At 40.5% G+C, this 25677-nt stretch carries 24 protein-coding genes and 4 pseudogenes; 20 read left to right on the top strand and 8 right to left on the bottom strand.

Annotated features, from left to right (window positions below):
• Positions 1-601 precede the first annotated feature (601 nt).
• The 7 genes from CK1_RS11870 to CK1_RS11840 are packed head-to-tail and all read left to right on the top strand — an operon-like array spanning position 602 to position 4472.
• Complete coding sequence (locus CK1_RS11870) at positions 602-1012, top strand: peptide deformylase (RefSeq protein ID WP_015526465.1); 411 nt, start codon at positions 602-604, stop codon at positions 1010-1012.
• A 56-nt stretch (positions 1013-1068) separates the two neighbouring features.
• The gene (locus tag CK1_RS11865; protein ID WP_015526464.1) at positions 1069-1437 is read left to right on the top strand and encodes a VOC family protein; all 369 of its coding nucleotides are present in this window, start codon (positions 1069-1071) and stop codon (positions 1435-1437) included.
• A 10-nt stretch (positions 1438-1447) separates the two neighbouring features.
• Positions 1448-1903 carry a YaiI/YqxD family protein gene (locus CK1_RS11860; protein WP_015526463.1) on the top strand — a complete coding sequence of 152 codons (456 nt, stop codon included), beginning with the start codon at positions 1448-1450 and terminating at the stop codon, positions 1901-1903.
• A 1-nt stretch (position 1904) separates the two neighbouring features.
• Positions 1905-2246, top strand: a complete 342-nt coding sequence (locus CK1_RS11855) for an arsenate reductase family protein (protein ID WP_021650098.1) — start codon at positions 1905-1907, stop codon at positions 2244-2246.
• A gap of 18 nt (positions 2247-2264) precedes the next feature.
• Positions 2265-2474 carry a DHHA1 domain-containing protein gene (locus CK1_RS11850; protein ID WP_015526462.1) on the top strand — a complete coding sequence of 70 codons (210 nt, stop codon included), beginning with the start codon at positions 2265-2267 and terminating at the stop codon, positions 2472-2474.
• A gap of 42 nt (positions 2475-2516) precedes the next feature.
• Positions 2517-4043 (top strand): Y-family DNA polymerase, encoded by a 1527-nt coding sequence (locus CK1_RS11845; protein WP_015526461.1) that lies wholly within the window; start codon positions 2517-2519, stop codon positions 4041-4043.
• A 15-nt stretch (positions 4044-4058) separates the two neighbouring features.
• Positions 4059-4472, top strand: a complete 414-nt coding sequence (locus CK1_RS11840; protein WP_015526460.1) for a hypothetical protein — start codon at positions 4059-4061, stop codon at positions 4470-4472.
• A gap of 28 nt (positions 4473-4500) precedes the next feature.
• On the opposite strand, the gene CK1_RS11835 is transcribed toward CK1_RS11840, so the two are convergent.
• From CK1_RS11835 to CK1_RS11825, 3 genes are all read right to left on the bottom strand, one after another.
• Positions 4501-4905 carry an HI0074 family nucleotidyltransferase substrate-binding subunit gene (locus CK1_RS11835; protein ID WP_015526459.1) on the bottom strand — a complete coding sequence of 135 codons (405 nt, stop codon included), beginning with the start codon at positions 4903-4905 and terminating at the stop codon, positions 4501-4503.
• Entirely contained in the window at positions 4886-5173 is a 288-nt protein-coding gene (locus CK1_RS11830; protein WP_306288899.1) for a nucleotidyltransferase family protein, read from the bottom strand. Before CK1_RS11830 ends, CK1_RS11835 begins: the two co-directional genes overlap by 20 nt.
• A gap of 130 nt (positions 5174-5303) precedes the next feature.
• A complete protein-coding gene (locus CK1_RS11825) occupies positions 5304-5819 on the bottom strand; it encodes a helix-turn-helix domain-containing protein (RefSeq protein ID WP_015526458.1) in 516 nt (171 codons plus the stop codon).
• Positions 5820-6612: 793 nt separating this feature from the next.
• On the opposite strand from CK1_RS11825, the gene CK1_RS11815 reads away from it, so the two are divergent.
• From CK1_RS11815 to recD2, 6 genes and pseudogenes are all read left to right on the top strand, one after another.
• A complete protein-coding gene (locus CK1_RS11815) occupies positions 6613-6924 on the top strand; it encodes a GNAT family N-acetyltransferase (RefSeq protein ID WP_502685102.1) in 312 nt (103 codons plus the stop codon).
• Between the two features lie 241 nt (positions 6925-7165).
• Positions 7166-8010: pseudogene (locus CK1_RS11810) on the top strand (purine-nucleoside phosphorylase).
• A gap of 37 nt (positions 8011-8047) precedes the next feature.
• Positions 8048-9238, top strand: coding sequence for a phosphopentomutase (locus CK1_RS11805; protein ID WP_015526454.1), 1191 nt, complete (start codon positions 8048-8050; stop codon positions 9236-9238).
• Between the two features lie 12 nt (positions 9239-9250).
• Complete coding sequence (deoC, locus tag CK1_RS11800) at positions 9251-9919, top strand: deoxyribose-phosphate aldolase (RefSeq protein ID WP_015526453.1); 669 nt, start codon at positions 9251-9253, stop codon at positions 9917-9919.
• A gap of 258 nt (positions 9920-10177) precedes the next feature.
• On the top strand, positions 10178-10870 hold the full coding sequence (locus CK1_RS11795) for an MBL fold metallo-hydrolase (RefSeq protein WP_015526452.1): 693 nt from the start codon (positions 10178-10180) through the stop codon (positions 10868-10870).
• A 122-nt stretch (positions 10871-10992) separates the two neighbouring features.
• The gene (gene recD2 / locus CK1_RS11790) at positions 10993-13623 is read left to right on the top strand and encodes an SF1B family DNA helicase RecD2 (protein ID WP_015526451.1); all 2631 of its coding nucleotides are present in this window, start codon (positions 10993-10995) and stop codon (positions 13621-13623) included.
• A 29-nt stretch (positions 13624-13652) separates the two neighbouring features.
• On the opposite strand, the pseudogene CK1_RS11785 reads toward recD2, so the two are convergent.
• Positions 13653-13736 (bottom strand): annotated as a pseudogene (locus CK1_RS11785) (AsnC family transcriptional regulator); the annotation flags it as partial.
• A 35-nt stretch (positions 13737-13771) separates the two neighbouring features.
• Here CK1_RS11785 and CK1_RS11780 point away from each other — a divergent pair.
• Positions 13772-15127 (top strand): MATE family efflux transporter, encoded by a 1356-nt coding sequence (locus CK1_RS11780; RefSeq protein ID WP_015526450.1) that lies wholly within the window; start codon positions 13772-13774, stop codon positions 15125-15127.
• 233 nt (positions 15128-15360) lie between these two features.
• Here CK1_RS11780 and CK1_RS11770 read toward each other — a convergent pair whose 3' ends face one another.
• Positions 15361-16506, bottom strand: a complete 1146-nt coding sequence (locus tag CK1_RS11770) for an MFS transporter (RefSeq protein WP_015526449.1) — start codon at positions 16504-16506, stop codon at positions 15361-15363.
• Between the two features lie 53 nt (positions 16507-16559).
• Positions 16560-16712, bottom strand: a complete 153-nt coding sequence (locus tag CK1_RS11765; RefSeq protein ID WP_015526448.1) for a hypothetical protein — start codon at positions 16710-16712, stop codon at positions 16560-16562.
• Between the two features lie 150 nt (positions 16713-16862).
• On the opposite strand from CK1_RS11765, the gene CK1_RS11760 reads away from it, so the two are divergent.
• A complete protein-coding gene (locus tag CK1_RS11760) occupies positions 16863-17738 on the top strand; it encodes an AraC family transcriptional regulator (protein ID WP_302415853.1) in 876 nt (291 codons plus the stop codon).
• 82 nt (positions 17739-17820) lie between these two features.
• Here CK1_RS11760 and hcp read toward each other — a convergent pair.
• Positions 17821-19382: pseudogene (hcp, locus tag CK1_RS11755) on the bottom strand (hydroxylamine reductase).
• A 160-nt stretch (positions 19383-19542) separates the two neighbouring features.
• Here hcp and CK1_RS11750 point away from each other — a divergent pair.
• The gene (locus CK1_RS11750) at positions 19543-20235 is read left to right on the top strand and encodes a Crp/Fnr family transcriptional regulator (protein ID WP_022427006.1); all 693 of its coding nucleotides are present in this window, start codon (positions 19543-19545) and stop codon (positions 20233-20235) included.
• A 157-nt stretch (positions 20236-20392) separates the two neighbouring features.
• On the top strand, positions 20393-20863 hold the full coding sequence (locus tag CK1_RS11745) for a GNAT family N-acetyltransferase (RefSeq protein WP_015526445.1): 471 nt from the start codon (positions 20393-20395) through the stop codon (positions 20861-20863).
• A 60-nt stretch (positions 20864-20923) separates the two neighbouring features.
• On the opposite strand, the gene CK1_RS11740 is transcribed toward CK1_RS11745, so the two are convergent.
• Complete coding sequence (locus CK1_RS11740) at positions 20924-22432, bottom strand: sensor domain-containing diguanylate cyclase (RefSeq protein ID WP_015526444.1); 1509 nt, start codon at positions 22430-22432, stop codon at positions 20924-20926.
• Between the two features lie 502 nt (positions 22433-22934).
• On the opposite strand from CK1_RS11740, the gene CK1_RS11735 reads away from it, so the two are divergent.
• From CK1_RS11735 to CK1_RS11725, 3 genes and pseudogenes are all read left to right on the top strand, one after another.
• Positions 22935-24290 (top strand): MATE family efflux transporter, encoded by a 1356-nt coding sequence (locus tag CK1_RS11735; RefSeq protein ID WP_015526443.1) that lies wholly within the window; start codon positions 22935-22937, stop codon positions 24288-24290.
• A pseudogene (locus tag CK1_RS18355) lies at positions 24208-24800 on the top strand (MATE family efflux transporter); the annotation flags it as partial. The gene CK1_RS11735 and the pseudogene CK1_RS18355, both read left to right, overlap by 83 nt.
• Positions 24801-24809: 9 nt before the next feature.
• Positions 24810-25658 (top strand): MATE family efflux transporter, encoded by an 849-nt coding sequence (locus CK1_RS11725; protein ID WP_015526441.1) that lies wholly within the window; start codon positions 24810-24812, stop codon positions 25656-25658.
• Positions 25659-25677 lie beyond the last annotated feature (19 nt).

The raw sequence follows: 25677 nt of genomic DNA, 5'->3' as shown, positions 1-25677 counted from the left end.
GCCAGTCTCGTTTGCTGAATCTTATTATCGGTGGCATGAATGGAAGCCTCCAAATCTGCAACATGATTTTGGAATTCTTTGTAGTTTAGTTGGCAATTAAAGGCCTTTAATCAGCGTTTAATCTGCCATAGAGCCCAATTATCTCCGCCATAGAACCAGTTGGTTGTCGGGATTTTCGCACAGCCATTTATTGTAAGATGATAACATCAAAAAAGAAGAAAAATCCAAGGAGGACTGGCAGATGAAAGGTTATAACACAAGGTCAGTATGGATAATATCAGCAGAAATAAGGTATCTGCTGTCGGAACAGAAAAAGTTTCAAAATAAATCAAAAAATATTGATGAAGTCTACCAATCAGTGTTTTTTCGTTGTATAATGTTTTTGTCGTACAAGGTCACTTTCCTTTGTAATGTTTTGGGTCAAATTCATTATACATCAGAAAGTCCTGTACGATATTTTTTTATGAAAAAGTTGTAAAGTGGTGTTAGATAATAAAATATTGGAACAATGAAAGAGGAACAGGAAATATTTGAGCGAATTGTTATGACGAGAAAGATTTCTGGTCAAGATAGATAAGAATTAGAGTACAGGAGAAAGTAAATGGTAAAACAAATAGTAAGAGATGTTTTCTTCTTAGGCCAGCCATCTGAACCGGCCACGAAAGCTGACATCCAGGTTGGAAAGGATCTGCAGGATACGCTGCAGGCGAACAGAGAACGTTGTGTTGGTATGGCGGCGAACATGATTGGTGTAAAGAAGAATATCATCATTGTGAATATGGGATTCATAAATGTTGTGATGTTCAATCCGGTGATTGTTTCAAAACGTGACATGTATGAGACAGAAGAAGGCTGTCTGTCGCTGGATGGTGTTCGTAAGACGACCAGATACCAGGAAATAGAAGTAGAGTATTATGACTTCAAATGGAAAAAACAGCGCCAGAAATTGTCAGGATGGACAGCACAGATTTGCCAGCATGAAATTGATCATTTGTCTGGAAAGATTATTTAACCGCATGCGGATTGCGAATATTCGCTTGACTCAAAGCGGATTGTGAGGTGACGGATATGCTGAAAAACGTACTGATCGTGGTGGATGATATAGAAAAATCCATAGAGTTTTATAAAGACTTATTTGGACTGCAAGTGATTCTTAAGAATGAAGGTAATGTGATCTTATCGGAGGGACTTGTTTTGCAGGATGCCGACGTATGGGGGAAAACATTGAATGAAACTTCTACGCCATTCAATAACATGATGGAATTGTATTTCGAGGATTTTGATATAGATGGATTGCTTGCAAAATATGAATCTGGTAAGTATTTCGTCCGATATGCCACTGAACTGACAGAACTTGCAGGTGGGCAGAAGCTTGTAAGGCTGTATGATCCGAGTGGTAATCTCATCGAGGTTCGTACGCCATTTATGTGTAATTAAAGGAGAAGATATGCAGATTTTTGTTGATGCAGATGCCTGTCCGGTAATTGGTATTGTTGAAAAAGTTGCAAAAGAGCACAGTGTTCCTGTAACGTTGTTGTGTGATACCAATCATGTGTTATCTTCTGATTACAGTGAAGTGATCGTAGTTGGAGCCGGAGCAGATGCCGTGGATTATAAACTGATCAGCATTTGCCATAAAGGCGATATTGTTGTATCACAGGACTACGGTGTGGCTGCAATGGCATTAGGAAAAAATGCGTATGCGATTCATCAATCCGGGAAATGGTATACCAATGAAAATATTGACCAGATGCTTATGGAACGGCATCTGAATAAGAAAGCACGAAGGGCATCCGGAAAGAATCATTTAAAAGGACCACGAAAACGAACATCGGAGGATGATGAGCATTTTAGAGAATCCTTTGAGAAAATGATACATATGGCAATGGATAAGGAGAATTGATTTGAACGTACAGATTTTTGGAACAAAGAAGTGCAATGATACAAAGAAAGCAGAACGTTTCTTTAAGGAACGTGGGATCAAGTTTCAGTTTATTGATATGAAAGAAAAGGGCATGAGCAAGGGCGAATTCAATTCGGTTGCCCAGGCAAATGGTGGACTGGAAAATATGATAAACTGGGAGGGCAAGGATAAGGATCTGCTTGCGCTCATTAAGTACATTGCAGAGGAAGATAAACTTAAGAAGGTGCTGGAAAATCCGCAGGTGATTAAGACACCGGTGGTTCGTAATGGAAAACAATCCACTCTTGGATATCAGCCGGATATCTGGAAGGCGTGGAAGTAAGAAACAGGATGTTTTACCATGTATGAGGAAGAAGAAAATCGCTGGCGTTGTTCCTTCCGGTCTGATGGAAAATGGATCAATGTAAACGAACTTCTGCAGACGTTTGGCGGAGGTGGACATGCTGCAGCAGCTGGTGTGCGCAAACGGACGAATGATGTTGAAAAATTCAGGCAGGAAATCCTTGAGTGGATTGTTATGATGAGAAAGTTTTCCGGGCAGGATAAATAAGAATTAGAAACAGAACACAGAAGAATCGGGAGATGTAGAATGATGGAAAAGGAAAGAACCTATATTGCAATCGATCTTAAGTCATTCTATGCGTCTGTGGAATGTAAAGAACGAAATCGGGATCCTTTGACGACCAATCTTGTGGTTGCAGATAAAAGCAGAACAGAAAAGACAATCTGTCTTGCGGTATCGCCAGCATTAAAGTGTTATGGGATACCAGGAAGGGCTCGTTTATTTGAGGTTGTTCAAAAAGTAAAAGAAGCCAACAGCGCCCGCAGGTGGAAAGTGCCGAACAGAATTTTTATCGGAGCCTCTGATGACAGCACAGAATTAGATACCAATCCGGAACTGGAGATTGATTATATTGTTGCTCCTCCCCGGATGGCTCTCTATCTGGAATACAGCACCAGAATTTACAGTATTTATCTGAAATATATTGCGCCGGAAGATATTTTCCCGTATTCGATCGACGAAGTATTTATGGATGTAACGGATTATCTGCATACTTATAATATGACAGCAAGAGAACTTGCAATGACCATGATACAGGATGTGCTGAAAACGACAGGTATAACGGCAACTGCTGGAATCGGAACGAATATGTATCTGTGTAAGATTGCGATGGATATCGTGGCAAAGCACATTAAAGCAGATAAAGATGGTGTACGAATTGCAGAACTGGATGAAATGTCATACCGAAGGAAACTCTGGGGTCACAGACCACTTACTGATTTTTGGAGAGTAGGAAAAGGATATGCAAAGAAGCTGGAAGAATACGGGCTTTATACAATGGGAGATATTGCCAGATGTTCCATCGGAAAAGAAAATGAGTTATATAATGAAGACTTGTTATATAGGTTGTTTGGTGTTAATGCGGAGCTGCTGATCGACCATGCCTGGGGATATGAGCCCTGTACCATGGAAATGGTCAAGGCTTATAAGCCGGAAACGAACAGTGTTTGTTCCGGGCAGGTACTTCATTGCCCTTATGATTTTGAAAAAGCAAAATTAGTCGTTAAAGAGATGACAGACCAGATGGTTTTGGATTTGGTGGATAAGAAGCTTGTAACGGATCAGATCGTGTTGACGGTTGGTTATGATATTGAGAATCTGAACAATGCCGACAGGAGAAAGCAGTATCATGGAGAGGTTACGATCGACCGTTATGGAAGAAGAATTCCGAAACATGCACATGGAACGACCAATCTGAAACGGCAGACTTCCTCAACCAAGATGATAACGGATGCAGTAATAGAGTTATATGACAGGATCGTTGACAGAAACCTGCTTGTCAGAAGAATCAATATCACAGCGAACAGGCTTGTGGATGAAAGTTCTGTCAAGAAAGAAGAAGTATATGAGCAGCTGGATCTTTTTACGGATTATGAGGCGCAAAGGAAAAAGCAGGAAGAGGAAGAGGCTGCGCTGGATCGCGAAAAACGTATGCAGGAAGCAATGCTTAGTATCAAAAAGAAATTTGGAAAAAACGCTGTACTGAAGGGGATGAATCTTCAGGAAGGTGCAACTGCCAGGGACAGAAATGAACAGATTGGCGGTCATAAGGCGTAAAGGAGTTGAAAGAGGATGAAAAATAATTCTTATGACGATATCATTAATTTACCGCATCCGGTCTCTAAGAATCATCCGCAAATGCCTCTTCGGGATCGGGCAGCGCAATTTGCTCCTTTTGCAGCCCTGACCGGACATGATGCTGCGATAAAGGAAACGGCAAGATTAACCGATGAAAGATTGGAACTGAGCGAGGAAGCGATTGCTCAGCTGAATGAAAAAATCAATATAATCAGAAATAATATCGGTATAGAACAGAAAATATCGATAACTTATTTTATTCCCGATGCAAAAAAAGCAGGCGGCTCCTATGTTGTGTGTTCTGGTGTTGTAAAAAAGGTAGACGAATACGAGCATGCTATAATCATGACGGATCAAACGGTCATTCCAGTCGAACAGATAAGTGATATTAAATGTGAAGAGTGGTAAATGTGAAAAATGTTTCACTGGTGTTGATTTACTGTTTATAGTATTTCGCAACATCGTTTTTGAATTTTTCAAAAAGAGGATAATAAATATTTATAATGTCCTGAAATTTCTCTGCGGCGAAAGTACCATCGTAATCATGAGACAAATGATTTCTGGATTTCAGCATTTGCAGCCAGGTGTCATCATCAATAATACCATTGGTAAATGCCTGTTGCAGAGTTTCGCGTGGAGAGCCAACTGCAAAATTAAGAATTCCCATTTTTTTGATCAGGATATCTTTCATAACTTTCCAGGAGATGTCGAAAGTAAGACTGAAATTGAGAACAGTTCCCTCGAGAACAAAATCGGTCTTGGGGTCGGCTGTTTTGCTTTTTGCAAGATTGGAGAGACTTTTACAGAAAGTGTTATAGCGGTTAATAAATTTGTTTTCCATATTTTTTTATATCCTCCAATAAATACTCATTTTTTATATTGTCAAAGTCAAAAATATCAATTTTCCTTAGCGTTTCAATCTGCAGAAGATCATCTTCTAACTGCATTAGATTATCACAGCCGTATACTACAAAATCAATATCACTGGTGGGGGTTGCAGTGCCTGTGGCGAAGGAACCGAATAAATCAAGGCGTTTTACGTTATTTTTTTGCAAATCATGGTTACTTTTTCGATGATTTCGGAAATTGGCATTACGTTCATGATCCACTCATGTCCTCCTTTACTTGGAAAATTCTGATAAAAATATGATAGCAGTTTCTATAGATTAATTCAACTTTAAAGACACTGACTGCGGTTGGTGTTATTCTATAGTCGTAATCCTTTCGTGGTGTTATGGATTATTTTAATTTTTCTTTTTCGGCATTTAAGAGTTCAAGATTGAGCCCTTGTTCTCCAGCTGTTTTATCTACCCAAAGATTCAAGGAGTCTATGGCTAAAGAAATTTCATCAAGTTTTTTACTGATATAAGCAAAATCTTTCATTTCATCATCACTGATCTTACCGTCACGGGCAATCTGGATCAGACGACCGGTAAGAGGATTGATTTCATTTAAACTGGCAATTGTCTCCAAAATGATATTTGACAGATCGGTCATTTCTATTTCTGGAACATAACGATAGCCGATTTCGCATTTGTGAGAGCAATAATAATTGCAAAGATCTGGTCTTTTATAGGCATCTGCCATCTGGAGGATATCATAAGGCGTAGGTTCTTGTGTTTCATATTCAAATTTTTCAATTTTTGAATCAGAGACAGCATCCATTTTTTCACTGGCTTCTGCTCTTGTAAGTCCTGCCGCTTCGCGGCAAAGCTGGTAAATTGTTTTGTTTTCCCTGGTGGATTGTTTACCCATGAGAATTTCCTCCTCGTATATCGCTAAACTTGCGGATTATTTATGTTCCAGGCCGCATGCTGAGCATGTATTTCTTATATTAATTTTATTATACATAAATTATGAATTAACAACAAGTAATAGACTTTGTAAAATTACCTATTTTATAAATCATTTCACGGGAATTTTTTACAATTAAATAATCCATTCCAAGGGAAAGCCAGCCCAGCTATTCATTGGAAAGACCATAGAAAAGACAGGTTCAGATACACTGATTAACCTCAGTATGTCCGGAACTGTTTTTTGTTGCTATCGTTACTTTCGGCTGCCTTTGCCACGCTTGCTTCCTGGAGATTTCAATGACAAACCCTCTCCCATAAGGTATAATAAAGCAGAGTATTTTGTTTTGCTCACCACGAAACGAGAGGGAGATCTACATTAATGGATGCGAATGTGATCAATGAATTGAATTAAAGGAAGCAGAAGCGGCAAAATGGCTTACAAGGGATCAGTTAGATAGTGTTGCCTGGTTACCGGCAGATGTCACATTGATAGATAAAATCCGAAGGTACATGAAATAAGATAAGATCGAGGAGAAACTTCCTGGACAAAACGATAGAATATTATAATCAAAATGCGGATATGTTTGTCCAGGGGACTCGGTTGGTAGATTTTACGGTTGTACAGGAGCGGTTCGCTAAAATGCTTCCGGTAGGTTCAAGGATATTAGATTTTGGTTGTGGTTCTGGTTGAGATTCACGATATAGCTGATTGGTTGTTACAGAGAAATCAAAGTTGGTGGAGAATATTTGTTATGATCAGAAAGATGCAGAACATAGATATTGATAGAGTCGCTGACATATGGTTAAAGACTAATTTAAAAGCACATTATTTTATTCCTGAGCAATATTGGACAAGTAATTATGAATCAGTGAAAGAAATGATGTCACAAGCGGAAGTCTATGTGTATGAAGATGATAAAATGATTCAAGGTTTTGTCGGATTAAGTAACGAATACATGGAAGGTATTTTTGTTTCTGATGAAATGCAGTCATGTGGTATAGGTAAGCTTTTATTAGACTATATCAAGAATAAAAAAGTTAGATTGCGATTAAACGTATACTAGAAGAATGCCAGAGCCCTCTCTTTTTATCAAAGAGAAGGGTTCGATATTCAATGCGAAGGATTCGATGATGCTACTGGTGAAAAAGAATACACAATGTTGTGGCAACAGAAATAGAAAGCGGATTTTTGGGGAGGATTTTATATGGAGTTTAACAATAAGGTAGTGATTGTGACGGGAGGCGCGCAGGGCATTGGAAAGACCATTGCAGAGGAATTGCCTTTATGAAAAAAGCATAAATATAATGACAACACCCAAAAGAAAGGAAGAAGTAATCATGTATAAAAAATTAATGACATGCCTGGAAAGCGTAAGAAAGAAAATTGATTTCAAACCAGAAGTTGCACTGATCCTTGGATCCGGACTTGGAGATTTTGCGGATGGAATTCAGATTGAACAGACCATCGACTATACGGACATCGAGGGATTTCCGGTTTCTACTGTAAAAGGACATAAGGGACGTTTTGTGTTTGGGTATGTGGAGAAAACACCGGTTGTAATCATGCAGGGACGTGTTCATTATTATGAAGGATACGCAATGTCAGATGTTGTTCTTCCAACGCGTCTTATGGGAATGCTCGGTGCGAAAAAATCCTTCTCACTAATGCAGCAGGAGGAGCTAATCCTTCCTATAAACCGGGAGATTTCATGATGATCACAGATCACATTACAACGGGAGTTCCAAGCCCTCTGATAGGACCGAACATAGATGAGCTGGGAACCAGATTTCCGGATATGAGTGAGGTATACAGCCGCCGTCTTCAGGATGTGATCCGCAAATGTGCAAAAGAATGTGACATCAAACTTCAGGAAGGTGTTTATGTACAGTTTACAGGACCAAATTATGAGACTCCTGCAGAAGTAAGACTTGCACAGAGATGGGGTGGAGATGCAGTTGGAATGAGCACCGCATGCGAAGCTATGGCTGCCCGGCACATGGGAATGGAAATCTGTGGAATTTCCTGCATCACAAATATGGCAGCAGGAATTTCCCAAAAAGAGCTTAACCATAAAGAAGTGCAGGAAACAGCAGACCGCGTAGCGAAATCCTTCAAGGAATTAGTAACAAAAGTTGTTGTAAATATGTAAGATCCATAAGTAAGACATCAGAAAGGAGACAAAAATTATGAAGAAATATAAGAGAATATTTACTATTGTAATAGACTCCTTTGGGGCAGGAGAAATGCCGGACGCAGCCCAGTACGGGGATGAAGGAACAGATACTATGGGACATATTTCCCAGAATGTAGATGAATTTACGATTCCAAACCTTCAGAAGCTTGGAATTGCAAATCTTCATCCGTTGAAACAGGTTGCAGCAGTGGAGCGACCAATGGGTTATTATACATTTTTAAAAGAAGCCAGTACCGGAAAAGATACTATGACAGGACACTGGGAAATGATGGGGCTTCACATCACAAAACCGTTTAAGACTTTTACAGAGACCGGATTTCCAAAAGAGCTGATCGATGAGCTTGAGAAGAGAACGGGACATAAAGTAATTGGAAACAAGAGCTCCAGCGGAACAGAGATCCTGGATGAACTGGCTGAGGAAGAAATCGCTACCGGTCATATGATCGTTTACACATCTGCTGATTCTGTATTGCAGATCTGCGGAAACGAGGAGACTTTCGGACTGGATGAACTGTATCGCTGCTGTGAGATCGCCCGTGATATCACCATGAGGGATGAGTGGAAAGTCGGACGTGTTATTGCAAGACCTTACCTTGGCAAGAAAAAAGGTGAGTTCAAACGTACCAGCAACCGCCATGATTATGCACTGAAGCCTTACGGAAAAACTGCGCTTAATGCATTGAAGGATGCAGGTTATGATGTGATCTCCGTTGGAAAGATTTTTGATATTTTTGACGGCGAGGGACTGACAGAGTCTAATAAGTCAAAAAGCTCTGTTCATGGAATGGAGCAGACAATTGACATTGCGAAAAGAGAGTTTGAGGGGCTTTGTTTTGTAAATCTTGTAGATTTCGATGCTCTTTGGGGACATCGACGCAATGTAAAGGGATATGCAGAGGAACTTGAAAGATTTGATGTAAAACTTGGTGAACTTCTTGATGAGCTTCGTGAGGATGACCTTCTGATCATTACAGCTGACCACGGAAATGATCCGACGCATACAGGAACTGATCACACAAGAGAAAAAGTACCATTTTTTGCTTATTCCCCATCTATGGAGGGATACGGAAAACTGGAAGATCAGAATACTTTTGCAGTAATCGGTGCAACGATCGCAGATAATTTTGAAGTTAAGATGCCGGAGGGAACAATTGGAAGTTCTCTTCTGGATGAGCTGAAGTAAAAGGAACGTAAAATGGATAAAAAAGATATATTAAAAAAGGTGGATCACACATTACTTGGACAGACTGCAACATGGGATGATATTCGAGGAATCCTGGATGATGCCATGAAATATGAGGCTGCATCTGCATGTATTCCGGCTGCTTACGTAAAACAGGCAGCAGAATATGTAGCGGGAAAACTTCCGATTTGTACAGTGATCGGTTTTCCGAACGGATATAATACAACTGCTGTAAAGGTATTTGAAACAAAAGACGCCATTGCAAATGGTGCTTCAGAAATCGATATGGTTATTAACATCGGATTTTTAAAGGATGGAAGATATGAGGAAGTAGAGAATGAGATTCGTGCGATCCATGAAGCTTGTGATGGAAGAATCCTCAAAGTCATCATTGAGACATGCCTTCTTACAGAAGAAGAGAAAATTAAAATGTGTGAGATCGTTACAAATGCAGGAGCAGAATTTATCAAAACTTCTACCGGATTTTCCACAGCGGGAGCAACTTTTGCAGATGTAGAGCTGATGAAGAAATATATTGGAAAAGATGTAAAAGTTAAGGCAGCAGGTGGAATTTCATCCTTCGATGATGCAGAAAAATTTATCAGTCTTGGCGCAGAGCGTCTTGGAACAAGCCGTCTTATTAAGATCCTGAAAAATACGGACACTGGTGCAGGATATTAACACTGTGAAAGAGGACTGTCAAAGACAGGATTATACATAAATTATGAACTAACAACAAGTAATAGAATTTGTAAAAGTATCATTTCACATTTTTCTACCAGCTGTGGATAAAGGATGGACGGAATCTAAAAAATACGATAAAATCTGCATTAGAAATGCTGTTGTCGTGAAATTTACAAACGCTCGAAAAAGGAAAAATAAACATGGCAAAGAAAGATTTGCTATCCGGTACCGGCGTTAATTTATATAGGTGATATTATGAAAATTACTTACATTAACCACAGTGGATTTTTGGTTGAGACCAGAGACTGCTACTATATTTTTGATTATTACAAGGGTGAATTACCGAATCTTGACAAGGAGAAAGAAGTGATCGTTTTTTGCAGTCACTTCCATAAAGATCATTTTAACCCACAAATTTTTGGGATCCTTGATGATATGGGAATGACTTATCAGGCAATCCTGGCGAATGATATACGAAAAAGGAATCATTTGTCGGATATGAAGATCACATATGTTTATCATGATCAAGCTTATAGTTTGGATAATGAAACCAAAGTTGATACATTGCTATCTAACGATAGTGGTGTCGCATTTATTGTCAAAACAAAGGAAGGTACCATTTATCATGCCGGTGATTTAAACGACTGGTATTGGGATGGTGGGGCGAAAGCTGATAACCAGAGACTTACTTCAGCATATCGCGCGGCGATCAGGAAAATCAAGGGTATGCATTTTGACGCTGCATTTGTTCCCTTGGATCCGAGACAGGGAGATCACTATGCTGACGGGATCCTGTATTTCCTTAAAAATGTAGATTGCAATGTCATTTTTCCAATGCATTACTGGAATGATGCCAATGTAATTAAGCGGTTTATTACTGAATATCCGCAATATAAGTCACGCATTAGAAACACAGAATGTACAAAAGGAGAAGAAATTTCATCGTAGACCCAGATGGCTACTGGCTTGAGATTCTGCCGTAAAGCGGATGTATGTTGGTGATCTTTTATGGATCAGAGCATTTTATTCTGTGGTCATTTGTGATGAATTATGAGTAGAAGGAGACGGGCATGGAGCACTTACGTTGTGTAGTTGAGAGAATTACATATCAGAATGCCGACAATGGCTACACGGTTCTGAAATGTGCGGTGAAGAATTACAGTGATCTTGTCACAGTAGTTGGCACGATGCCGGATACCCATGTTGGTTCTGTGCTGTCTCTGGAAGGTATGTGGAAGATGGATGCCAAATATGGGCGGCAGTTTTTGGTGGAGAAATTTGAGGAGACACTTCCTGCTACAGTATATGGAATTGAAAAATATCTTGGTTCCGGTCTGGTGAAGGGCGTTGGTCCAAAGTTTGCAAAAAGAATTGTGGAAAAATTCGGGAAGGATACACTGGATGTTATTGAAGAGACACCAGATGAACTGCTCAAAGTATCAGGTATAGGAAAAGTACGTGTAGACCGGATCAAAACAAGCTGGCAGGAGCAGAAAGAGATCAAGAATATCATGCTTTTTCTGCAGAGTCATGAGGTCAGCACCTCTCATGCGACAAAGATTTTCAAGACGTATGGAAGTGAGAGCATTGCGATCGTAAAGGAGAACCCATACCGGCTTGCAGATGACATCTGGGGAATTGGATTTAAGACAGCGGATTCCATTGCACAGAAGATGGGGATTGACAAAGGTAAATTTGTCCGTCTGCGCAGTGGTATTTTTTATACATTGAATAAGCTGGCAGAAGCAGGTCATTGTTATACAACAAGAGAACAGCTGACTGGAAGGGCAAAGGAACTTCTGGAAGTGGAAGAACCGGAGCTGGAGATCACCTTGGATGAGATGATCCGCACGAATGATGTGATCAGAGATGAAGCAGAAGATCGGGAAGCAATCTATCTGCCCCCATATTATTTTTCAGAAAGTGGCTGTGCAAAGCGACTGCTTCGGTTGATGTCCTGTGGAAAGAAGAAATCTGAGGATACGGAAGAAATATTGAAGAAAGTAGTAGCTTCATCAGAAATTACTTATGACGAGATTCAGTGGCAGGCGGTAAAGACAGCGGTTTCCTCTAAGGTCATGGTGCTGACCGGTGGACCTGGAACCGGAAAGACTACAACAACTCTGGGCATTATTTCTGCATATAAGCAGGCTGGATGTCAGATCATTCTTGCTGCACCGACTGGAAGAGCAGCAAAGAGAATGTCAGAAGCAACTGGAATGGAAGCAAAAACGATTCACCGGTTATTGGAATATAAACCTCCGGAAGGCTATCAGAAAAATGAAGAACATCCGCTGGAAGGAGATGTGCTGATACTGGATGAATGTTCCATGATCGATATTATGCTGATGTATAATCTTTTAAAAACATTGCCGCAGCAGATGTCTCTGATTCTGGTAGGCGACATTGATCAGCTGCCAAGTGTCGGAGCGGGCAATGTTCTCAGAGATATCATTGATTCCGGATGTGTTCCTGTAGTTCGTCTGACCAGGATTTTCCGTCAGGCACAGGGAAGCCGGATCATCATGAATGCACACCGGATTAATAGAGGGGAAGGCATTGATATGAGAGGCGGGAAAGATGCCGACTTTTTCTTTGCTAGCAAAGAGAGTAATCAGGAAGTGGTGGATACTATCGTCCAATATTGTAAGACGAACCTGCCGAGATACTATCATGTAGATCCACTGCAGGATATTCAGGTGCTGACTCCGATGCAGAGAGGCGAATGTGGGGCAGTAAATCTGAACCAGGTGCTGCAGGAAGCCATGAATCCGTCAAAGATCTTTCTGCGGAGAGGCGGCACACAGTACCGGCTGAAGGATAAGGTGATGCAGATCCGGAATGATTACGATAAGGAAGTATTCAACGGAGATATTGGGACTATCACAAAAGTTGACGTGGAAGAACGGGAACTGACAGTTCTGTTTGATGAACGGGAAGTAGTCTATGATGTGACAGAGCTGGACGAACTGGCGCTTGCCTATGCAGTAACGATCCACAAATCCCAGGGAAGCGAATATCCAATCGTTGTCATGCCATTTACCATGAGTCATTTTGTCATGCTGCAGAGAAATCTCCTTTATACGGGTGTGACCAGGGCGAAAAAGATCCTGGTACTTGTCGGAGAGAAGAAAGCTGTGTATTATGCGATAAAAAATGAAACTACAACTGGCAGAAATACATGTCTGGCAAGACGTCTGCAGCCGAACAGCAAAGAAGCACAGGAAGTGAAGGCACAGCTTTTGAAAGAGGCAGTAGACGAGACCGCAAATGAGAACGGAAGTGACAGTAATAAGATGATCGTCTATAAGGGCAGCATCCAGCCTTCTATGGTATGTGAGACACCGGCAGTTTATGAGGGAAATCTCTGGAAACGCCTGTCGCAGTCAAAGTTCAGAAGCAGTTTTTCCCTGAAGGCAAACGATCGGAGTTATGTATCAGAAAAGGGAATGGAGAAAGTACGTGAGCATGCCTGTGATTTTATCAGAAAGCGTCTTGCACCGGCAGAAATACCAAATGATGGAAAACAGACACCGATGAGAGGGCATCCGGTTTTTGTAGCCCAGCATGCCACAGCTACCTGTTGCAGGGGATGTCTGGAAAAATGGCATCGTATTCCGAAAGGACGGGAATTGACAGAAGCGGAGCAGGAATATATTGTAAATGTGATCATGGAATGGATCGGTCGGGAAATTCATTGAGAGAACGTCTCAGCTTTGGGGTCTGATTTCTATAGCCGTAATCCTTTAATATCTTTAATACGTGATAAGATTGTATTGCAGCTGCAGCTGATAACGCCGGGCAGTGTAGCAATAAATGAAATTATGAAACCTGTGGAGGAATATGATAATGTCAAAAGATGAATATTTGATCACAGATGCGCCTCTTAAAGCGCTGACGGTTTTTGCAATGCCAATGATTTTGGGCAGCTTTTTTCAGCAAATATACAATATGGCTGACTCTATCATCGTCGGCCAATTTGTTGGTTCCTCCGCACTTGCAGCTGTCGGGGCCTGTGCAGCGCTGACCAATGTTTTTATTTGTGTGGCACTGGGGGCAGGTGTCGGTGCCGGTGTGCTGGTGAGCCGCTATTTCGGTGCCAGGGAGTATGGAAAAATGAAGACCATCGTGTCAACATCCTTGTTTAGCTTTTTAATTCTAAGTATAGTCCTTGGGGTTTTTGGATTTTGCTTTTCCCACTGGATGATGAGTGTGTTACAAACCCCTGGCGATATACTGGATGATGCAGTGTTATATCTGAGGGTCTATTTCGTGGGATTTCCGTTTCTGTTTATGTATAACATTCTTTCCAATATGTTTACTTCCATAGGCGAATCAAAAATCCCGCTGGGGCTCCTGATATTTTCGTCAATCTTAAATATTTTTATGGATCTCTGGATGGTGGCCGGACTTGGTCTCGGTGTGTTTGGTGCAGCCCTTGCGACTCTTATAGCACAGGGAATTTCTGCGGTGTTTTCACTTTTGCTTTTCCTTAGCCGGATGCGTCGATATAAAAGTCATTTTGACTGGTTTGACAGGCAGGAGTTACATTCCATGCTTCAAATTGCTGTACCTTCGGTTCTTCAGCAGTCTACAGTGTCCATCGGTATGATGATCGTACAGGCTGTTGTAAATCCCTTCGGTACACAGGCACTTGCGGGGTATGCGGCGACGATGCGGGTAGAGAATGTTTTTTCATTGATTTTTGTATCCATTGGCAATGCGGTTTCCCCATATGTTTCCCAGAATCTTGGCGCAAAGAAAATTGAACGGATCAAAAAAGGATATCACGCTGCACTGGTGTTAGATGTATGTTTTGCAGTTCTTGCTTTTATAGTCATTGAAACACTGCACACGCAGATTTCCTCGCTATTCCTTGGTAAAGATGGAACTGCCCTGGCCTATCAGGTATCCGAGGGCTATATGAGATGGCTTGGTTACTTTTTCATCTTTATGGGAATCAAAATGGCAACCGATGGGGTTCTTCGTGGTCTTGGGATCATGCGCCCGTTCCTCATTGCAAATATGGTGAACCTGGCGATCCGCCTGTCTGTTGCTTTGATCTGTGCACCGCGTTTTGGCATTGTATTTGTCTGGCTTGCTGTACCAGCTGGTTGGTTTGCGAACTTTTTAATATCCTATGTGGCTCTTCGGAGATCATGGCCGACTGATAGCAGCACGGAAGAAGGGGATTACAGTTTGTAATATCCTGGCATACAGCACAGAACGTGTGGCACGTACTGCGATCATGATGATATTAAATCTGAGTTCTGCAATGCGGGTACAGATGAAGATGCTGGCATGCGGAAATCATGACAATTTTACCAGAAATCTTCAGGTTCCGCTCAATGCTGTATCAGGTCTATAGTATCTGGCAGCAAAGTGATGATACAGCTTCCGGGTTTGCAGAGTGAAAAAATATAATTACAATCAATAAGTCAGTGCTTTGATATCTTCTTCCGATACAGCAGGAATAACATAAACAATAGAATTACTGGAAAAATAAGTCCGAATCCCATGCCGATCTTAATATTATTTCCAGCATTCTGAGTGATACGACCAACAATTCCAGGTCCAATGCTGCCACCTAAATCTCCTGCCATGGCAAGAAGAGAGAACATAGCCGTTCCACCTGTTGGAAAAGTTTTTGAGGAAATACTGATGGTTCCAGGCCACATGATTCCAACTGAAAATCCACATGCAATACAACCGATCAGTCCGATGATCGGGTTGGATGACAAAGCAGTAAGCAGATAACAGACAACGCATAATATGCCTGAACCACTCATAAACTTCATTAAATCTAACTGCTCTCCATATTTACCAAAAATTATACGGCTGATTCCCATTGTTACTGCAAACATGCAGGGACCTGTTAGATCTCCCAGAGCTTTTGATAATCCCAGTGCTGATTCTGCATAAGCAGATGCCCATTGAGCCATTGCAAGTTCAGAAGCTCCGGAACAGATCATCAGACATATTGCAACCCAGAAAAATGGCTTGGAAAACAGATCCTTAATTCCCATTCCAGAACCATTGTCAACCAGAGATTCAATGGGACAGGTCATGAAGTTATAAGTATTAATTGCAGGAATGATTGCCCATATTACGGCGAGCCACTTCCAACTGTCTATTCCAAATATCAGGAAAAATAAGCTGGAAATCAAAATTGTCCCAACAGCTCCCCAACAGTAAAACGAATGGAGCAGACTCATAGTTGCTTCTTTGTTTTCAAACGGACAGGCCTCGATAATAGGACTGCAAAGTACTTCTATTAAACCGCTTCCGATGGCATAAACAATAACACTACATATAATTCCAATAAAAGGATCAGGTAAAAAATCAGGTAAAAATGCCAGTCCAAGCAGACCCAATGCAGCAAATATTTCTGATGCAACAATGCACACACGATATCCGATATGATCTACGAATTTGGCACAGAACAGATCAACCAGAAGCTGTGTGAAAAAGAAGAAAGTGGATATCAGAGCAATGTTACCGAGAGAAATATGGTAGTCACTGTGAAATTTCAAAAAAAGAAGCGGTGCGAAGTTTGCCGCAATAGCCTGTGTGATAAATCCCATATAACAGGCTATTTTTGTCTTATGGTAGTTAGTTTTTTTACAGCATTCATTTTTTATTTTCCTCTCCGAATGTTTTTAACAGTTTTATGTTCAATCTTCACATTCATCAATACTTCCACAAAAAAGTCTGTTCTGGGTGGTGCGGTTATTTCAATTTTGTCGCCCTCAATGTTGATCTCACTTTCATTCATCCATTTAAAAATCATAAGAATACCTCTTTTCTTTTTTACTTGATTATATAGCAAATATCAGATATATACATTGAATTAAATTGTAGAAATACTGTATAATATCGTAAAAAAGAAAGAACGTGATATGGGATGGATTATAATAAAATACTTACAGACGAGGAGTTCATGGAAATTAAACAGCATGGAAGCAGTGATTATCCATTCCAGTATTATTATGATAATCTGGAATTGTTTGATTTTCATTGTATTGAGTGGCACTGGCACAGAGAATTTGAGTTTTTATATGTCGAGTCCGGACAAGTTACATGCGGAATAGGAGAAAAACAGATTATATTGTCAGAAGGAGAAGCAATTTTTATTAATTCTAAAATATTGCACCGCTTTTACGCATCATCAGGTGGTATCATTCCTAACTTTGTATGTATGCCGGAATTTATTGCGCCGGAGAACAGCCTGATCTATAAGAAATATATCTTGCCAATCATTTCATCGAATATATATTTCCAGCGTTTTCAGCCTGATGAACTATGGCAAACAAAGATCATACAAACTATGATAAAAATAATGGAAATACAGAGGAATGAGAAAATAAGAGAACTTGCTACTTTGGCATTGCTGCAGGATTTATGGCTGACTTTTTATGAAAATGTAAAGTTATCTGATAAAGGAGATGTACAGACAGTGGATGAAGTTGCACAGAAAAGAGTGCAGTTGATCATGCAATATATACATGAAAACTATAATCGCAATTTGTCTCTGGATGAAATTGCTTCGTATATAGGAATCAGCAAAAGTACTGCACTTAATTTGTTCCACCGTTTTTTACATACTACACCGGTTAATTATCTGATAGGATATCGACTTCAGGCAGCTTCCTGGTTATTGAAAAATACGAATAAAAAAGTAAAAACGATCGCTTATGAAAGCGGATTTCATAACGTTGATTATTTTTGCAGATTGTTTAAAAAACGTTATCATTTAACTCCATCAGAATATCGCTGCACATGTTTAAAAGTGTTGTCGGCTGATCCGAGTCTTTAGACCTGTAAATAAAGCCGATGCAGGACTTTTGGAATCCTGTATCGGCTTTGTTGATTTTGTAAAGGCTTTGAAAAATTTACTTTTACTGGTTCATCAGTGCTTTGATATCTTCTTCCGGTGTGGTGATAGGTGCAATGCCATAATTTTCAACCAGAAAGTTCAGAATATTAGGAGACAGGAACGCCGGAAGAGAAGGACCAAGGCGGATATTTTTGATACCCAGATGCAGGAGGGTTAACAGGATACAGACTGCTTTCTGTTCATACCAGGAGAGTACGAAGGAAAGCGGAAGCTCATTTACAGAACATCCAAATGCATCTGCAAGTGCCACAGCAACCTGGATCGCACCATAAGCATCATTACACTGACCCATATCCATCAGTCGTGGCAGACCACCGATCTCTCCCAGATCGAGATCATTGAAACGGAATTTTCCACATGCCAGGGTGAGAACGATACTGTCAGAAGGTGTCTGTTTCACAAATTCCGTATAATAGTTTCGACCTGGCTTGGCACCGTCACAGCCGGCAACCAGGAAGAAATGGCGGATCGCGCCTGATTTTACGGCTTCTACCACAGTACCTGCATGGGACAGGATAGCTGCATGACCAAAACCAGTTGTCACTTTATTACCACCGTTGATACCGGAGAACGTCCGATCTTCTTTGTAACCACCCAGCTCCAGTGCTTTTTCAATAAGCGGTGTGAAATCTTTCTTCTCGTCAATATGGACAGCTCCCGGGAAGGCAACCACTTCTGTTGTAAACACTCTGTCAGCGTAGCTGCTTTTTGGAGGCATCAGACAGTTGGTAGTGTAGAGGATCGGGGCCGGAAGATGGTCAAACTCTTTCTGCTGATTCTGCCATGCAGTTCCGAAATTGCCTTTCAGGTGAGAGTATTTCTTTAAGAATGGATAGGCATGGGCAGGGAGCATTTCACCATGTGTATAGATATTGATTCCTTTTCCCTCAGTCTGTTCAAGTAAAAGCTGCAGATCTTTCAGATCATGTCCGGTCACGACAATAAAAGGCCCTTTTTCTACCGTAAGTGTAACATCAGTTGGCTCTGGTGTTCCATAGGTTTCTGTATTTGCCTTATCAAGAAGTGCCATGCACTTCAGATTGATCTCTCCTGTTTTGAGTACTGTGGAAAGCAGTGCTTCTGTGCTTTCTTCATAACCGATCTTAGATAATGCCTCGCAGAAGAACTGATTCACTTCGGCATCTTCATAATTCAGAACATTTGCATGATAGGCATAGGCAGCCATTCCGCGGATACCAAAGAGAATAAGAGATTTCAAGGAGCGGATATCTTCATTGGCATTCCACAGCTGCTGAAGATCATATTCCTTTGTTCTGCAGTCAGGAGCCAGTCTTTCTTTTTCAGCTCTGACTTTTTGTATCATATTTTCGATTGCTGCATTGTCAAAACTTACATTTGTAACTGTAGTAAACAGTCCTTCGATTATGATCTGTCCGGTTCTTTTTGAAATAGTTTCCGTGCTGTCGGCAGCTTTAGCCAGACTGATCAACGCACCTGTCAGTTCGTCCTGTAATTTCGCTGTATCTGCTTTTTTCCACAGACACCGGAATTTCCGGTGCAGCCGGTACACCCGACAGTCTGTTCACACTGAAAACAAAACATTTTTTATCCATTATTGTATTCTCCTTTTATTCTGTGATTTTTTCGAAGGATCTTTCTTATTATTTTATCCTCGACCAGTAGTATTTATCCTTGGTTTCTGTTAGGAGTATAGTATAATAATTACAACGTGTATGTTTGATTTCCAACAGGAGGATTAATTTTGAAAAAATATTTACCCATTCTAAGAACGAGCCCTTTCTTTAAAGGTCTTACTGATAATGAGATATTATCCATACTGCATTGTGTAAATGCAGCAACGATCTCCAGAAAACGGGATTCTTATATTTTCAGAGCCGGAGACTCTACCGAAGTAATGGGACTTGTGGTGGCAGGCTGTGTTCTTGTTATTCAGGAAGACCTGTGGGGACATCGGAATATTCTGTCAAAATGTCATGCGGGAGATTTTTTTGGTGAACCATATGCAGCAAGTCCGGGAGCTGTTCTGAATGTCAGTGTGGTAGCAGACGAAGATTGTGAGATTATTTTATTAAATGTTCAAAGGCTTCTGGTTTCCTGCCCAATAGTATGTGAGCATCATCAGAAGCTGATCCGTAACCTGGTCGGTGTCCTGGCAAATAAGATCCTGATCCTCAACGATAAGATCACACATGTGGGCAAGCGAACGACAAGGGATAAGCTGTTGTCCTATCTGTCGTCGGTATCTATCAGACAGGCATCGTTATCCTTTGATATTCCTTTTGACCGGCAGCAGCTGGCAGATTATCTTTGCATTGACCGTGCGGCAATGTCTTCGGAGATATCAAAGCTGCAAAAAGAAGGACTTATAAAAACAAACAGAAACCATTTTGAGCTGACTGTCTGTAATGATACGGATTCAGGAATAAAAATGTGATATACATCACGGAAAACGATAAACTTTTTCATTATAATGCAAAAGGAAAGTGAGACTGCTTAAAGAGATTCTATTGTTATAAGCGTTCACACGATGGTATTATGGTGTATGTATAAAGAATCTATGAAATCAGTTATTGAAAAATAGGAGGAAAAAAATGCTCATCAGAAAAGCAGAAGAAAAAGATATTCCGAGGATCCTGGAATTGTTAGGACAGGTGCTGCAGATCCATGCAGATATAAGGCCTGATATTTTTATTCCGGGCACAACAAAATATACGACAGACGAATTGACAGAGCTTTTGAAAAATGAAGAAAAGCCAATATATGTTGCAGCGGATGAGGCTGATGTTTGTGTGGGGTATGCATTTTGTCAATTAAAGGAGCAGCCTTTTTCAAACAATATGGTACCGTTTAAATCTCTTTTTATAGATGACCTGTGTGTCGATCAGGAGACACGAGGTCAGCATATTGGGGAAAGCCTGTTTGAATATGTAAAAAATAAAGCAAAGCAGCTAGGATGCTATGAAGTGACATTGAATGTGTGGGCAGGAAATACTTCAGCAGAAAAATTTTATGAAAAAATGGGAATGCGGACAAAAGAAAGGCAGATGGAATACATATTATAAGATGTTGAATTGTTCAGGAAAAAAACAGCCGGCTAAGATACAGACTGAGATGTCTGTACCTTAGCCGGAAAATTTATCACTGTAATGAACATGCATGGCTTCCCAGTCCATAAACAATACATAAAATACTCTTCCGTATTGCTGGCTGTCTACAATCCTTCCGTGATCAAGAACAGAAAGGTAAGTGCCGTCAGCTTTTCGAAGATGAAAGTGGATGTAATCATTCTTATTGCCGGCATCGATCTGTTTCCAGATGCTTGCTTCTATCTGCTGCTGTTCATCCTCACGGATCAGGTTGTGGAAGCTTTTATTTGTAAGGCTGAAGAGTTCATCTATAGTTTTATATCCGGTCATTTGAAGGAACTCATGGTTTGCATACAGGAGTTCATCATCATCTTTGTCCGCTCTGTATATGATAAATGCACCCGGAAGGTGTTCAGAGATATCCTTGAATGCAAATCCGAGCTGTTTGCGGACTCCTGACCGGAGCCCCTCCCTGTAAGCCATACATCCGTTTTTTCCGTGAAGCTTTATTTCATAAAGTGCTGCATCTGCACAGCGCATAAGCTGTGAACGGCTGGATGCAAAGGTTGGATATTCTGCATATCCGAGAGAAATAAAAAACGGATATTCTTTTCCCTTGCATGAAAATGTCTTTGGAAGCTTGGTAAATTGTAGCAGCAGTTCTCCCGCTTCTTTATAGGTATGATCCGGCAGAAGAATGCAGAACTCATCGCCACCGTTTCTTCCCAGTAATGTGTTTTTTGGGAAAAAAGCCTTCATGCTATCTGTAAGACTCTTTAATGCCCTGTCTCCATAGACATGTCCGTAAATATCATTAATAAACTTAAAGTCATCAATATCAAGGAGTGCGGCCACAAAATGCGATTTTGGATTTTTAGTGATCATCCTTTCGGCTAATTCATCAAATCCATAGCGGTTGTAAATATCGGTGAGAGAATCTGTGTGTGCCAGTATTTGAAATTTGTTTTTATTTTCTTTCGATACTAACCATACCCGGGTAAGACCTGAGAAAAGTAAAACGACAGTAGTAAACATTCCGCCGACGATTACCAGTAATCTAAGGTTTCTCCATCCGCTTTCAGGAGCTACTTCTAATGTCCAGTTCTCTTCCCCTATCGTAAAACCATAAGAAACAGTAGGAGTTAATTGGTCGTCTGACTGATAAACAACTTTATAAGTATCGTTCCAGGGAGCGTCGGTTTTTGAGAGCCTGTATTCATATCCGAAATCCGAAAGTGCACTGATCGCATCTGAAAAAATGTCAGGAACACGTAGGATAACAATGGTAAATCCCCAGAAATATTCCTGGTTGTTTTCATCTTTCAGGTAGACTGGATTGCGGACAGCAATTCCACAGCCGTCCTGTTTTAAATCGAAAGGACCTTGTGTAATGATCACGTGATTGTCTCTTGCGTAACAGGAAATTTTGCTGCAATCTTTATCCTGGAGCAGATTGATCTTACTCGCTTCCGTTCCCTCAGAAGGATAAATATCTGTTACATTACCATCCGGAGCAAGCTGTATGCTTTCAATAACGTCAGACATAATATTTTCCGCAATTGTGTCAAACTGACTGATCTTTCCGTTTTCACTGATCAGGACCTGCTTTAGCGTATCTGTGATCGCAATTCCATTTGTAATCTCATTTTTATACGTTCGCCGTAGGTTGTTGCATTTAATTGTGCTTTTATGTGTTGTTGTTCAGTTTCATGTGAGTCTATTTTGTATACAATTAAACCAACAAGGCATATGCCCAGTAAAAAAACGATAAGAGGTACAATTGTTTTTTCTTCACCTGGTTCACCTCGTTTTATTAGTTTCGCAATAAAATATTATATCATAGAAGTGAAAAAATAGAATGATTTTTTGCGTTAAAGTGATATTGTTTTTTATGTACAATGGAAATATGACCAGAGGGTGAAATATAGTATACAATTGAGGATTATATTGGAAAGAGTACTGAAAAAACCTCGCGGTTTTGTAGGGTATATGATATACTGTTCTTTATAAGTAAATATCTTATCGGAATTCACGGAGGATCTGACCGATGCTGAATAAAAAAGATTTTTTAAAATATGCATCAAAATTAGCATTTCCGATCATGATCCAAAATCTGATCGGAACATTAGTAAATGTTGCGGATACTGTAATGCTAGGATATGTAAGCCAGACTGCCATGTCAGCTTCATCTCTTGCCAACCAGTACACATTTATTCTTTTCTGTTTGTATTATGGTATGGCTACAGGTACTTCGGTTTTATGTGCCCAGTACTGGGGAAAGGGTGATAAAAAGACAGTAGAAAAGATTCTCGGCCTGGCGGAGCGGATCTCACTGATCGTTTCTCTTGTATTTTTCGTTATCTCCTTTTCCATGCCGACTACGATCATGAAGATTTTTACAAACAGTCCGGATACGATTGCTGCCGGCAGCGAGTATTTGAAGGTGGTCTCATTTTCCTTTATGTTTATGGGCTTCTCTCAGGTTTTCATGAGTGCCCTTCGAAGTGTCGGAAAAATAATGCTGCCTTCTGTTACATACATTGTATCGCTTTGCGTCAATGTATTTTGTAATGCCACCTTTATCTTTGGCCTGTTTGGACTTCCAAAGCTTGGTGTTACCGGTGTTGCCCTTGGTACTGTTATTGCCAGGATCGCAGAGGTATTGATCTGTCTCATCTATTCATTAAACAGCTCCGATGTCAGATTTCGGATAAAATATTTCTGTGCGAAATCCGGTATTCTGTTCAGGGACTTTATGAAAATTGCTTCTCCGGCTGTGATAAATGATGTTGTCTGGAGCTTTGCCAGTTCAGCGTTCGCAGCGATCCTTGGCCACATTGGCGATGATATGGTTGCTGCAAATGCAGTTGCTGTTATGGTGGTAAACATTGGTGCCATCGCCTGTCGCGGTTTTGCCAACGCTACTACCATCATTATCAGCCAGGAGCTTGGTAAAGATCACAAGGATACAGCCAGAGAATATGGGAAACGTATGCTGAGAATAACAATTATCGTAAGTCTCATCGGATGTGCCATTATTCTGGCAGTCCGCCCTATGATACTGGACTTCTACCGGGATAAACTGACAGAGACAGCCATTTATTATCTTGGTATTTTTATAATCATGACAACCTGGCGTCTTGTAGGAGAGGGTATCAATACCTGTCTTATATGCGGATGCTTCAGAGGAGGTGGCGATTCCAGGTTCGGAATGATCGTAGATTCCATATTTATGTGGCTTGTTGCAGTTCCTCTCACCTTCCTTGCAGCATATGTTTTAAAACTGCCGCCTGTCTGGGTATATTTTATAATGACCCTGGATGAGTTCGAAAAAATGCCTGTGGTGTTCATCCACTATTTCAGAAATAAATGGCTTACGAACATTACCAGAGATTTTGACTGATTATGTAACTAAGCAGGAGGCTTTTATAGAAATGAAATACTTTGAGGCAAAAATGTCTTATCCTCAATTTTTAAAATATCTGGTTCCATCAGTGCTGACCATGATCTTTTTATCATTTTATACAACGATAGATGGATTTTTTGTATCACGGTATGCAGGCTCTGACGCGCTTGCAGGAATTAATATTGTTATTCCGATCACCTGTGTTATTTTCGGAACATCTGTCATGCTTGCAACGGGATCAGGTGCCATCATAGGAGAGCGGATGGGACAAAAAAGAGAACAGGAAGCAAATGAGATATTTACTTTTATCACGATCGTGCTGTTCGTACTTTCAGTTGCTTTTACAGCTGTGGGAATCCTTTTTCTGAAACCGATCTGTATTTTTTAGGAAGCAGTGAGCGCCTGATGGAGCATGTGGTGCCATACGCATTTGTCATATTTTTAGGATCGGTTTCGATGTCATTCAAGCTATTTTTTGAATATCTTGTGAGGACGGATGGGAGATCGTACATCGGAATGATCATGTCTCTGACAGGTCTGGCTTTTAATATTGTTTTCGACTATATTTTTGTGGCTGTATTCAGACTGGGAACGCTTGGAGCTGCATGGGGAACATTTCTCTCCATTACAGTAAGCATGTTGATCGGCTTTATCTATTTTCTGAAATACAGCCATATAAGGTTTTGCAGACCGAAGACCGACATGAGTGTTCTTCTGAAATCCTGCACCAATGGAAGCAGTGAAATGCTGACGGAGATGTCTACCGGGATCACTACATTTTTATTTAATCTTATTATCATGCAATATTTTGGTGAAGATGGAGTTGCGGCTGTGACGATCATTATGTATATTTACTATTTCTTCATCGCTTTTTATATGGGAATTGCCGTTGCAGCAGCTCCGATCATAAGCTATAATTATGGCTCTGAAAATCATGATAAGATCAGAGAAATAACACGATATAGTTTTATTACGATTGCCATCAGTTCAGTATTGATCCTTACAGTATCGCTTGTATTTGGAAAACAGATCATCCATTTATTCGTCGGGAACGGAAATGTATTTACATTGACATGGGATGGCCTGAAGCTGTTTAGTCCGGTTTTCCTGTTTATTGGTTTAAATGTATTTCTTTCCGGATATTTTACTGCCCTGGGAAAAGGTTTTATTTCGGCATTGATCTCATCAATGCGTTCTTTGATCCTGGTGGCTGTGTTCATATTGATCCTGCCAAAGCTTATAGGGGTTGCAGGCATCTGGATGACGATGCCGCTGGCAGAAGCCGTGACTATTTTCATGGCGGTTTATCTGTATCGAACATACGGAAAAAGTTTCATGCAGGAAAATTCCAGAGCCACGTCTTAATGATATTTTGCAAAATTCT

The sequence above is a fragment of the Ruminococcus sp. SR1/5 genome, from assembly GCF_000209835.1.
GTDB lineage: Bacteria > Bacillota > Clostridia > Lachnospirales > Lachnospiraceae > Blautia_A > Blautia_A fusiformis.
The sequence above is the reverse complement of the archived record's forward strand: the minus strand, read 5'-3'. Positions and strand labels throughout refer to the sequence as shown.